General features: G+C 44.1%; 11 protein-coding genes. 3 read left to right on the plus strand and 8 right to left on the minus strand.

Features of this window, described 5'->3' with window-relative positions; genetic code table 11:
* The first annotated feature begins 68 nt into the window (after positions 1 to 68).
* Genes CDO33_RS16530 through CDO33_RS16540 form a run of 3 tightly spaced genes read left to right on the plus strand, consistent with a single transcriptional unit; the run spans position 69 to position 3,390 of the window.
* Entirely contained in the window at positions 69 to 1,484 is a 1,416-nt protein-coding gene (locus CDO33_RS16530) for a phosphoglucomutase/phosphomannomutase family protein (protein WP_103079744.1), read from the plus strand.
* Positions 1,485 to 1,516: 32 nt separating this feature from the next.
* Entirely contained in the window at positions 1,517 to 2,650 is a 1,134-nt protein-coding gene (locus CDO33_RS16535; protein WP_161496395.1) for a GHMP family kinase ATP-binding protein, read from the plus strand.
* Positions 2,650 to 3,390, plus strand: a complete 741-nt coding sequence (locus CDO33_RS16540; RefSeq protein WP_103079746.1) for a sugar phosphate nucleotidyltransferase — start codon at positions 2,650 to 2,652, stop codon at positions 3,388 to 3,390. Before CDO33_RS16535 ends, CDO33_RS16540 begins: the two co-directional genes overlap by 1 nt.
* Positions 3,391 to 3,798: 408 nt before the next feature.
* On the opposite strand, the gene CDO33_RS16545 is transcribed toward CDO33_RS16540, so the two are convergent.
* From CDO33_RS16545 to sdaAB, 8 genes are all read right to left on the minus strand, one after another.
* Complete coding sequence (locus CDO33_RS16545; RefSeq protein WP_103079747.1) at positions 3,799 to 4,749, minus strand: uroporphyrinogen decarboxylase family protein; 951 nt, start codon at positions 4,747 to 4,749, stop codon at positions 3,799 to 3,801.
* A 274-nt stretch (positions 4,750 to 5,023) separates the two neighbouring features.
* A complete protein-coding gene (locus CDO33_RS16550; protein WP_103079748.1) occupies positions 5,024 to 6,076 on the minus strand; it encodes a glycoside hydrolase family 18 protein in 1,053 nt (350 codons plus the stop codon).
* Between the two features lie 49 nt (positions 6,077 to 6,125).
* The gene (locus CDO33_RS16555) at positions 6,126 to 7,406 is read right to left on the minus strand and encodes a glycoside hydrolase family 125 protein (protein WP_103079749.1); all 1,281 of its coding nucleotides are present in this window, start codon (positions 7,404 to 7,406) and stop codon (positions 6,126 to 6,128) included.
* A 298-nt stretch (positions 7,407 to 7,704) separates the two neighbouring features.
* Positions 7,705 to 9,537 carry an ASKHA domain-containing protein gene (locus tag CDO33_RS16560; protein ID WP_103079750.1) on the minus strand — a complete coding sequence of 611 codons (1,833 nt, stop codon included), beginning with the start codon at positions 9,535 to 9,537 and terminating at the stop codon, positions 7,705 to 7,707.
* 317 nt (positions 9,538 to 9,854) lie between these two features.
* A complete protein-coding gene (locus tag CDO33_RS16565; RefSeq protein WP_103079751.1) occupies positions 9,855 to 10,493 on the minus strand; it encodes a cobalamin B12-binding domain-containing protein in 639 nt (212 codons plus the stop codon).
* Positions 10,494 to 10,649: 156 nt separating this feature from the next.
* Positions 10,650 to 10,841 (minus strand): aspartyl-phosphate phosphatase Spo0E family protein, encoded by a 192-nt coding sequence (locus tag CDO33_RS16570; RefSeq protein WP_103079752.1) that lies wholly within the window; start codon positions 10,839 to 10,841, stop codon positions 10,650 to 10,652.
* A 157-nt stretch (positions 10,842 to 10,998) separates the two neighbouring features.
* The gene (gene sdaAA, locus CDO33_RS16575) at positions 10,999 to 11,883 is read right to left on the minus strand and encodes an L-serine ammonia-lyase, iron-sulfur-dependent, subunit alpha (RefSeq protein WP_103079753.1); all 885 of its coding nucleotides are present in this window, start codon (positions 11,881 to 11,883) and stop codon (positions 10,999 to 11,001) included.
* Positions 11,884 to 11,907: 24 nt separating this feature from the next.
* Positions 11,908 to 12,585 (minus strand): L-serine ammonia-lyase, iron-sulfur-dependent subunit beta, encoded by a 678-nt coding sequence (gene sdaAB / locus CDO33_RS16580; protein WP_202849458.1) that lies wholly within the window; start codon positions 12,583 to 12,585, stop codon positions 11,908 to 11,910.
* Positions 12,586 to 12,621 lie beyond the last annotated feature (36 nt).

The following is a 12,621-nucleotide window of genomic DNA, read 5'->3' on the forward strand; positions in this document are numbered from 1 at the left end:
GATATTGCAAATACATTATAAGAAATAGGATTTAATATTAAACTAACAACACATGGAGGTTTTATAAAATGATTAAATTTGGTACCGGAGGATGGAGGGCTATAATTGGTGAGGGCTTCACCATGGATAATGTAAAGCTCCTCTCCCAGGCTATAGCCGACGATATGAAGGCCAAAAATCAAACAGATAAAGGCATAGTGATAGGCTACGACAGAAGATTCCTTTCGGACAAGGCCGCAAAATGGGTTGCAGAAGTTATGGCGGCCAACGGGATTGCGGTTCATCTGATAAACAATATCGCTCCTACCCCGATGATAATGTTCACCGTAAAAAAGCTGGGCACGAAATATGGGGTTGCAGTGACAGCCAGCCACAACCCGGCTGACTATAACGGCATTAAGGTGTTCACCGAAGGAGGAAGGGATGCCACGGAAGATGTGACCCGCCGCCTGGAAAACCGGATGGAAAATCTTCATAAGGAAGATATAAAGTCAACACCTTTTGAAAAGGGACTAAAAGATGGCATTATTAAGCTGATAGACCCCTTTAACGATTATATAGACACCATATTGAGCATGATTGATACGGATGCCATAAGGTCAAGGGGCTTGAGAATACTTCTTGATCCGATGTTTGGAGTATCCAAAAGCTCTCTTCAGACCATACTTCTGACAGCCCGGTGCCATTTGGACATTATTAACGACCGGCATGATACTCTTTTCGGCGGCAGGCTGCCTTCCCCATCAGCAGCAACCCTGACCCGCCTTAAAGATATCGTCACGGAAAAAGGTTACGACCTGGGAATAGCCACCGACGGCGATGCTGACAGGCTTGGCATAATTGATGACAAGGGGAATTTCATACATCCCAATGATATCATGGTGCTTTTATACTATTACCTCGTCAAATATAAAGGATGGAAAGGCGGAGTTGTCAGGAATATCGCCACCACCCATATGTTGGACAGGATAGCCAAATCCTTCGGGGAGGAATGCTATGAAGTCCCTGTGGGTTTCAAGCACATAAGCTCCAAAATGGAGGAAACAGATGCCGTAATAGGCGGTGAGAGCAGCGGCGGTTTGACGATAAGAGGCCATATCAAAGGAAAAGACGGCATTTTTGCCGGTTCGCTGTTGGTGGAAATGATATGCTCTACCGGAAAGAAAATCTCCGAAATGCTGGATACCATCCATAGGGAGTTCGGCAACCTGTATACAGTGGAAAGGGATTTTAAATTTGCTCAGGAATATAAGACGGAGCTTTCCGATATATTATTTAAGCAAAAGAGGCTTCCTGATTTCGGATACCCAGTGAGGGAGGTAAGTTACAGAGACGGAGTAAAAGTATATTTCGAAAACGACGGATGGATAGTTGCGAGGTTCTCAGGGACCGAGCCACTGATACGGATATTCTCGGAGATGCCCGCGGAAGCCGAGGCAAAGGATGTAAACGTAAAAATGCAGCAATTTCTTAAATTATCTTAGTTTAATTTCCATAAGAAAGGATGAACATCCGGATGAAAAGAAAAGTATATGTATCGACACCCAGCAGAATATGTTTGTTTGGAGAGCACCAGGATTATCTCGGCCTTGAGGTGATCGCCTCCGCAATAAACTTAAGATTTTATGCTTCGGCAACCGACCGGGAGGACAGCCTCATACGCATCAGAATCAGGGATGAAAGGCTCAATTACCTTGGAGTTAAGAACTCCCAAGGGCTATACGAAACAGAAACAATTGACATATCCAAGCCCATAGTTTATGAAAACAACCGGGATTATCTGAAAAGCACGGTCAACCTGCTATTGAAAAGCGGATATCCAATAAAGCATGGTTTTGATATAACCATGGACTCAGAAATCCCAATAGGCAAAGGCATGTCCTCATCCACCACGATGATTGTTGTGCTGACAAAGCTTTTGCTGGAAATGATCGACTCCCCCGACAAGGACAATGCTGAAAAGATTGCATTGCTTGGCTTCAAGGCTGAAGTGGAAGAATTCAAGGAACCTGGGGGAATGATGGACCATTATACCTCAGCCCTGGGGGGGCTTGTTCACCTGAAGTTTAATGAAACCACGGAAGTCTCCAGAATAAACAGGACAATACCGGGCAGCTTTATCCTCTTTGACTCCATGGAGCGTAAAAACACCACAAAGGTGCTGGCCGACGCAAAATACCCTGTAATAAGCGCCCTGGACGATCTTAAGGATGTCGGTATATCAAGCGTAAGGGACTTCTATTATGATGAAGATAATCTCAAATATCTCAAGCTGCTGGATGAAACAAGAAAGACAAAGTTAATGGCAAGCATAGATAACTTCAGGATTTTAAAGGAAGCCGAAGCACTCATTAAAGGCTACAGCTTTTCCCCGGAAGTCTTCGGTGAGCTTTTGAAAAAGCACCATGCCAATCTCAGGGATGGCCTTGGCATATCAACCCCCACCATAGAAAACATTCTGGACACCGCTTATGCCAACGGAGCTCTGGGCGGAAAAGTAAACGGTTCCGGAGGAGGCGGATGCGCCTATGTCTATGCCTATGATGAGGATTGTGACAGGATAATTAAAGCCGTTGCCGATTTAGGGTATCCCGGCAGGGTAATGAAGCAGGACAGCGGTGTAAGAAAGGATAAGGAGGAAATAGTATAATGAAAGCGGTGGTATTGGCAGCCGGCAAAGGAAAGAGGCTTCAATCGGAGAAGTTCAGCCTGCCTAAGGTTTTGAGGAACGCCTGCGGAAAACCTTTGATAAGTTATGTTCTTGAGAATATAAAATTCATAAGGCAGGAAGACACTTGTATCGTAGTTGGCTACAAAAAGGAAATGGTCCGGGAAGCTGTCGGAGGCGAATATGTATATGTAAACCAGGATGAGCAGCTGGGAACGGGTCACGCCGTCATGATGGCCGAGCCTTACCTTAAAGATTATGACGGAGATGTTCTGGTCCTTTATGGTGATATGCCCCTTATCAGGGAGGAGACTTATAAAAAGATCATCGAAGTCCATGCAAAGGAAAACGCAGATTGCACCATACTTACAGCTGTTGTTGAAAACCCTCCCGATTACGGCAGGATAATAAGAGATTCCGACGGACGGATCATCAGTATAGTTGAAAAAAAAGACTGCACCCCGGAGCAGTTGAAAATCAATGAAGTGAACGTAGGCATCTATGTCTTCAAGAGCAAGCTTTTGCTAGAAAGCCTCAAGAAGCTAGATAACAACAATAATCAAAAGGAGTATTACCTTACCGACGTGCCGGTGATACTCATAAAGGACGGCAAAAAAGTTACCAGCTATACCATAGACGCATCCGATGAAATATATGGAGTAAACACTATAGAGGATCTGGAGTTCTGTGAAAATATATTAAAAAAGAGAAACTGCCAATAAGTAATCGTACGGCAGGAATATAAACTTAAAACCGGCTGCCTTGCCTGGGAATCCCCTGACAAGGCAGCCAGCTTACCCCCCGGTTATGGATATGCTATTGATATTTACATTCGATCCATCATGAACATTTTAGCCTCATGATAATTTCGTAGAGCTTTTCACTGTCATTTTTCTTCAGTTGAAAAACAGCCTTTTTTCTATGATGAACATTGATATCGGCAGCTCATAAAACTAATGCTATTAAAAGTCATTGAAGTCAAGTGAATAAAAGGCTGCATTCCGTCATAAAACCTCTGGAATGCAGCCTTTTTCCTATTATCTCTTAAAAATAGCTATTACAATAATTTTATCTGATACATTTGCTCCATTATACAATTCCGTCCATGAAAATACCTTGATCCCACATTATCACGAAAAGGCCAACCGGTACTTTTCCATGGCTACACAAAGAGCTTCAATTATTTCAAGGGGCACATCCGATGCACATTCTGCCTGGAGTATCAGGCCGCCCTCCGGAGAGCCAAGCTTTTCCACTACCTCCCGTACGTGGTCATCGATGTCCTTCGGGCTGCAGAAGGGGAACATCTGGCGGTCCAGGTCGATAGCGACACAAACCTTTCCCTTGCAAACCCGCACCAGATTATCAAGGCCGTTTGCCCTGAACTGAGGATTGATTATATTGACTCCGCACTCGACAAGATCCGGTATTATTTCATATATATGCCCGTCGGAATGCATATATACATACCTGCCGTCCTCATGACACCTGGAGTACATCTTTGCATAACAAGGCTTCAAATACTTCCTCCATTTCTCAGGGCTGATGGGAAGGCTGGTCTGCATCCCCAGATCATCACCGAAGTATAATATCTCAGACTTGTTATTTTTCAGCAATATATCAATCTGTCTCATGTTATATTCCAGAACTATGTCAATGAGCATCTGAAGTTCTTCCGGCTCTTCTGCAAAATCTATCATTGCTTCCTCAAAGCCTCTTAAGTCAGTCAGTCTTAAGAACATGAAGCCATGAGGCAATCCCGCGTCCACAGTGGGAGCCTTAAAGCTCCTTATGTCTTCCCGTCTGGGTATAGGGTGCTTTTTCACAATTGATTCAAAGCCATCCTTTACGTTTTCCCAAACACAGCCCCAGGCGTCAGTGAATTCCCCTTCTTTATAGGAATCCGGCTTCCAGTCATAATCATGGCCTTCTCTTTTGTATCCCGGGAATATTATGGGGTGCCTTTCCACCAAGTCGCTTAGCTCCTCCCTGTACTTCATCCAAGTGGCAGGAAGAAGCGATATACCGACAGGAATTGCGTCCGGGCGCTTAAAAAGCATTGCCTTCATATAATCATTCATAAATCATTACCCCCTAAATAGGTTATTGGTTGAAATATTTTTAATTTTAAAACCCAATCTGATGGAAAGTTAAACACCAAGCTGAAACATGCCCTTTCTTGTTTTAAATATGTCCTGCACATGGAGGAGCATTCTCCCGGCCTTTTTAAGTTCGGGAACGGCACTATCAAAATCAGCCGGATTTGATTGCAATCTCCGGCCTATTTTCTTTCTGAAACGAGAAGTTTCCTTCTCAAACCATATTTGTTTTTAACATATCAGCTTCAGGAGACTCTTATTTGCAGTTAATCTCCTTATAAAGCCTATCTACCAGAGTATAGCTGCTGTCCAGCGGATATTCCCAGAACATGATTCCAGCAAGCCCTCTGTTTTTTATGAACTCAGCCTTGTATGTCAAAGATTCCTCATCATCATAGGAGATAAAGGTATCTCCGTTAAATAAATACGGCGCTTTTGCCAGGTCATCCCAATATCTTGTATAACCGTTTTTATTTATATAAGATTCCAGCAAGCCTGTATAATCAATTGTATGGCATCCTGTTGTCTGAGCCTTCCTATTGAGTCCGGTGCCGGCGTTTTCCACGCCTTTCCATACCCGGGCATAAAAAGCGGCCCCCAAAACTATTTTCTCCACCGGTACTCCGGCTTCCACAAACATATTCACGGCTCTTTCCCCGCTTATTCCGTCCGGATCCCCCGTCTGATCGTACAGGTTTGTATGGTGCCCGGTAGTATTCTGGAAGCTGCCTCTCATATCATAAGTCATGAGATTGACATAATCTAAATACTGCTGGGCCTTATCCATTTCGGTCCCATCCAGAAAATACTGGCCGGCTCCGGCAGCTATATTGAGCATATAGTGTTTTCCGCTCTCCCTGCCTACTAAATCCAGTTTTTCACGAATCTCAGCCAGCATAAGGGTAAAGTTCTGTTTGTCGTCCGGGCTGGAAGCTATGCCGGCCAATGATGAACAGGGATATTCCCAGTCAATATCTATACCGTCAAAATTGTTTCTTAGCATTAGCTCCACAGCAGTATCGGCAAATTTCTTTCGGGATTCAGGCGTAGAAGCTGCTTCTGAAAAGCCTCCGGCTCCCCATCCGCCTATGGAAATCACCGTTTTCAAATCCGGATTCAGCGCTTTTAATTCATTCAGCCTGCCAATATTCTTCAAATGGCTACCGGTAACCTCACCATCCTTCACATGAGCAAAAGCATAATTGATATGCGTAAGCTTCATTACATCTTCTTCTCTCAGCATATGCGTGCTTCTGTCACCGAGATATGCCGCTATCATGAGCTTAGCCCCATTGGTTTTTGAAGACATAAAACTCCTCCTAATCATTACAAACTATGCAGAATAATCATCCGGCCAATTATAATTTGTTTTCCTTGACCAGCTTGTATATCAGTTCACCGAAAAGCGAGTTGGCCCATGCAAACCAGGATCTTGTAAATTCACTGGGATTGTCGGGGTTAAATCCTTCATGCATGTATCCGGTGCCTGCGTCCGTTTTCTCCAGCATATCGACGATTTCTGCAATTTCTTTATCGTCATTGGAGGTTAAGGCCTGCATAGTGAGAGCAATATGCCATATATATCCTTTAGGAGTATGGGGGCTTCCTATCCCCTTTGCAAATTTTCCTTTATAATAATACGGGTTGGCTTCGCTTAAAACAAACTTTCTGGTATTGATGTAAACAGGATCATCCGCCGTAGTGTACCCCAAATATGGTATGGACAGAAGGCTGGGTACGTTGGCATCATCCATAAAATTGTAATTGCCCAGGCCGTCGGTTTCATAAGCATACATCCTTCCAAACTCAGGATGATCAACCATACCGTATTTCTTTATGCCACTGTCGATTTCATCCTTGAGGGATGCGGCTTTTTTTACCAGATCATTGTCCTTGTATACTTCGCCGGCGATTTGCTCTATGTATCCGAGCACTACTACGGCAAACATATTGGAAGGAATCAGATAACCATACTTGCATGCATCATCGCTGGGCCTGAAGCCGGACCAGGTCATGCCTGTATATCCCACTTTTGCTCCCTTGCCTTCGTTTATAAGGGTATCGCTTTCAGGGCAGTTAAACCTCTGGAAGCTGTATTTGGACTTCTCCCAGTGGTTTTGCTCGGTAATCCATAAGTTTATAATCACATCTACAGCCTTTTTGAACTTTTCATCGAAAACCTCTACCGAACCTGTGGCTTTCCAATACAGGTATGCCAACTGTATAGGGTAACATAAAGAGTCAATCTCATACTTTCTCTCCCATACCCAAGGGTTGTGTTCGGTAATATCATTGCTGAAGCATTTGTCATTGGGCTCCTTATTGAAAGCATTAGCATATGGGTCTATGCATATGTAATCTATCTGCCTTTTTATAAGACCTTCTATTATCCTTCGTACATCCTCATCCTGTGACGCAAAGGGAATATAATGGCGCACCTGGGCTGTTGAATCCCTGAGCCACATGGCAGGTATGTCACCTGTAAAAACAAAAGTTGTGCCATCCTCCAGCAGTTCTGTTGTTGTTTCTAAAGTATTGGGAAAGCAGTTTCTAAACATATCACTAAGCTTGGGCCGATTACTTAACTTCTTCGATATTGCATCAATTTCCTTCTGAATTGATACGGGCAAGCTGCTCATTAACATCTTCCTTTCTTCCGATTAGTATTAGTATCATAGCGCTACCACGCCTAGAACAACCATGTATAATGCTTTACATATTATATATTAACAAAAAAGCAGATAGAAGTAAAACCAAATAAATTCATATCGTATTCTAATTTTTTTAACCATACCACGCTTTAAAAAAATGTAAAAAAGCCAATGCCGTCATGCGGAATTAACAGGCGAAAGGCTCCGTTTGGAGCCTTTTTTTGCAAAAATTCCCCTTAAAAAGTGCCATCATACTTCATGCTTAAACACACCATGGAAAACCACTTCATTCAAACATCATGCATTCCACATACTCATCCACAAATTCAGGCTTGGCGGAAAGCTCAATATACTTTATCCTGCTTCTTATCTCATCCGCTTTTGCCAGCATGACGGAAGATACAATCCCTTCTATCGCTCCTGCTCCGGCGGCATTTCCTATGGACTCCACCCTTCCCTCAAGTTCTGCCGGCAGAAGACCGATTTTCAACGCGCTGGCAATATTGATATAGCTGCCGAACCCACCGGCCAGATAAACCCTGTCGACATCCTCCATCTTTATACCAGCCTCTTTAACCAGCACCTTTATACCTGCTGCTATGGCGGCCTTGGCATTCTGAAGCTCTCTTACATCCTTCTGGGTAATCGCTATATCAATGGGTGAAGCGCATTCTTCCGCTTTTGCAATCAAAAAGGCCTTCATGCCGTCGATGTCCACCAGCCTCTCCCTGATGCTTTCATGCAGTTGGCTATATATCTCATCATCTTCATCCACAATCCTTCCTGTCTCATCTATAACACCGACAGAGAGCATTCCCGCTATTGCATCAACTATGCCCGATCCGCATATGCCTATAGCTTTGCTGTCCCCTATGGTGGTATAGCTGAAACCACCGGCAAAATCCAGTTTATCTATCGCTCCCTTTACTCCTCCGACACCGTTTCTTATGTTTGCCCCCTCAAAAGCCGGCCCAGCGGCGGTAGAGCATGAATACAACCAATCCCTGCCTCCCAGCACTATCTCTCCGTTGGTACCGATATCGATCAAGAGCGAAATCCCATCGTTCTCATACATTCCGCTGGAAAGCACTGCTGCCACCGTATCCGCTCCGATATATGCCGATACGCAGGGAAACATTACGGCATAGCCGAAAGGATTGATTTCTATCCCCATATCCCTCGCCCTGAACTTGTGCATCCTCGTTGTCCCAGGAATAAACGGGGCTGCAGCGATGTTATTCGCCGGTATTTTCATCAGAAAATGCATCATTGTGGTATTCCCCACCAGCACGACGGCGTAGATATCTTCCCTGGCAAGGTTTCCCCTGCTGCAGAATACAGAAGCGGCTTCATTCACGCAGCTGATTATCAGCTCATTCATTTCATCCAAGCCGGTGGGGCAGCTTACCGTATAATCGATACGGGAGAGAACATCAGCACCATACTTTCTCTGAGGGTTCAGCAGGGAATACACATCCCGTTTCTTTCCGGTGTTCAAATCCAGCAGATAGGCCGCAACAGTGGTTGTACCTATGTCCACGGCAATTCCATAGAGCTTTTGAGTAGTGTCCCCCGGTTCAACAAAAATCAGTTTGTCATCCATGTATCCGCATGTTACGGCAAAGTCGCTGTTCCTTAAAACATGAGGCAATGTTCTGATAAGTGCAATATCCTCCGGCATATCAAACCCGCCGGAGCAAGCAGTCACCCTTTCTATATCCGAAGCCTGATCCTCTATGTCAGGAGCTTTCAGCTTCACAAACCGCTTTGAGATTATGGGACAATGCTCCACCTCTCTCTCCTTCGCCCCGGTAGCAATCTTCGCCTCCCCGGCATCCGAATCCACATACACTTCAATATCGGAGGTGATTTTATTATAGCAAGCAAGTCTGTACCCATTTTCCAAAGCATTCTTCCCCAGCAGTTTCATTTCTTTTTCAGAGGCTTCTTCCATAAGCCCCTGCACCCTTACCTTGCATTTTCCGCAGGTCCCTTTTCCGCTGCATGGAGTATCTACATCAACGGAATTCATCCTCAAAAAATCCAGCAAATTGATCCCGGCGCCGGCTTTTAAACTCCTGGTTCCGCTTTTATCATGCACTTTTACGTTATAGTCCATTAAAATCCCCCTTTACAACATTTTGCATCCATCACTTTTTAACTGCGATATGACCTTCCTCCATCGTCTGCCGAAACTTCGCCTGAAACTTGCCAAAGGCTATTCATATAGTTTTTTAATCCATATTCGTAATTTATCGCAGGAGGAACGGACTAAAGGTATTGCACCTTGGTTTTCATACGTCCTGTTAATTTAATCAGACCAATCACAGCTTATGTTATAAAGAATACCATAATATAACTTGTTATAAAACATAAGGGAGATGCATAAAAATACATCTCCCTTTTAATTGGCTTCAATCAACCGGTTTCCCTTCATCAGGAAGCCTTGCAAACCCTTGCGGCTTCGTCTGCGGCAGAGGCCGCGTCCGGAGTATATATATCCGCACCTATATTCTTGCAGAAGCTGTCGGTTACAGGAGCTCCTCCTACCATTATTGTAACCTTATCTCTTATGCCAGCCACCTTGGCTGCTTCCACAACATTCTTCATTTCTCCCATCGTTGTCGTAAGAAGCGCGGAACATGCAATTATCTGCGCATTATGCTCTTTTGCCGCATTTATGAATTTTTCAGGAGGCACATCAACACCCAGATCTATAACTTCCAGGCCTTTACCTTCCATCATCATTCTTACGAGATTCTTTCCGATGTCATGCAAGTCGCCCTTTACAGTTCCGATTACCACCTTGCCGACTGCCTTAACCCCACTTGCTGCAAGTAAAGGCTTGAGTATTTCGGTACCGGCATTCATAGCACGGGCTGCAATAAGTACATCCGGAACATATACCTCATTGTTTTTGAATTTTTCACCTATAACACTCATTCCTGCAAGAAGGCCTTCTTCCAATATAGTTTTCGCATCCATACCTTCGTCAATAGCCTTTTGCACCAATTCTTTAACATTCTTGGCTCTGCCCTGCTGCAGAAATTGGGAAATTTCCTCCAGTAAGCTCATTTGATCTCCTCCTAATCAAAGATTTAGTAAACGCTTCTTTTCGCTCATGACAATATTATAATATAATCATGGAGATTATTCATCTAGTATTCTCAATCCAATATTACTATAGTGAAATTTTATTATATTGGATTTTTTTTCGTTTTTTTGTTCTTTTTAATGACAATCCAGCCAAGTCGGCGGCATATAGACATGCTTATAATATTTCACGATGAGAGAATCCAGCTTTTGGCTCATTTCTACGACTTCCTTGCTGCTCAATTGCTTATCGCTGGATATTCCATAGAGCTTGCTTTTCAATTCTTCAATTTCTTTGGCTAAGGCTTTATAGGCCGTAGTATCATTCATTAGTACAATACCTCACAAACAATAATAATAGAACAACATTTTAATCGGTTGTTAAACTATTATGTCCATCTTATAATTTATTGATTATTTTACTAATATATATACCTCTTGTCAACATTGTTAAACATTTTTCGAAAAGTGTTCAACAATGTTGACACTATTTTATTCCTTTTTTGAAATTGTTTGCTATACTCTTGCCCGTAGGTGTTGCAGCCAAACCGCCTTTTGCAGTCTCCTTCAAAGTATAGGGCATGGACACTCCCACAGATTTCATGGCATCAATCACCTCATCAGGAGGTATTACACTCTTGATGCCCGCCAGTGCCAGTTCTGCAGCAGTCAAGGCGTTTGCCGCTCCGGCGGCATTGCGTTTTACACACGGCACCTCCACCAATCCGGCGACGGGATCGCATACCAATCCCAGGGTGTTTTTTATTGCTATTGCACAGGCATTTGCAGCTTCGTACGGAGACCCCCCCAGCATCTCTACAGCAGCTGCAGCCGCCATGGCGGACGCACTGCCGCATTCGGCCTGACAACCTCCTTCGGCTCCCGATATGGTAGCCTTATTGGCAATGACCATTCCTATACCGGCTGCTGTAAATAGGCTCATGATCGCCTTCTCCTCCGGTATTTTTTTCTCTTCCATAATCGTGACCAGGACAGCAGGCAATATGCCGCAGGAGCCGGCTGTCGGAGCCGCCACAATTCTACCCATGCATGCATTCATTTCGGAAACTGCCAATGCCCTGGCAAGAACCCCGGTAAAAATTCTGCCTCCTATGCTTCTGTTTGAATCCATAGCCTGTCTCAGCTTATATGCATCTCCACCGCTCAGGCCGCTGTGGGACTTGCTTTGAGAGTTCATCCCGGCAGCAATGCTTTCCTTCATGACAGCGAAGTTGAAGGCCATATTTTTATAGATTTCCTCTTTTGACAAGGCCAGCTGCTTAGCCTGATCAGAAAGCACGACATCCGAAATCCTTGCGTTTTCTGCCACAGCATTTTCTACTAGCTCCTGTATCGATTTATAAGTCAACATATTTTCCTCCGGTAATGAAAAATTCTAAAGCTTGTGTAAACTGGTGGCCTCAAAAATATCCGGAATTTGCTTTATTATTTCCGATATATTTCCATCCACATAATCATCGGTCTCTATGACCATTATGGCATTTCCTCCCCGGGATGTGCGATACACCTTCATACTGGCAATGTTAATGCTGCTGCCGCTTAAAATTCCGCTTACCCTGGCAACCATGCCTGGCTTGTCCCTATGCTGTATGACTAGAGTGTGATACTGCCCTGTAAACTCCACCTCAAGCCCGTTAATCCTGGTTATGACAATATTTCCACCACCTATCGAGGAACCCATAACGGATATGCTCCTGCCTGACCTACCCATCACCTCTATGTATGCAGTATTGGGATGGACTTCTCCCAAATCCGTTGTTTCAAAGGTATACTGCATCCCGGCTTCTTCTGCCAGTTGGATGCTGTCCCTTATCCTTATATCGTCGGTGTCAAAGTTCAGAAGCCCTCCAATAATAGCTTTATCGGTGCCATGCCCAAGATAAGTCTCTGCAAAGGAGCCATGCAGTTTTATCAAAGCCTTTGCAACCTCTTCCCCCAGCAGCATCCTTGCCACCCTGGCTATCCTGATGGCGCCTGCGGTATGGGAGCTGGAAGGTCCAATCATCACAGGACCTATAATATCAAATATATTCACACTATCACCTAAATTCATTGATTTTTATCAACGGTTGATTTAACCGTTGTCACA

This window comes from Clostridium thermosuccinogenes (assembly GCF_002896855.1).
GTDB lineage: Bacteria > Bacillota > Clostridia > Acetivibrionales > DSM-5807 > Pseudoclostridium > Pseudoclostridium thermosuccinogenes.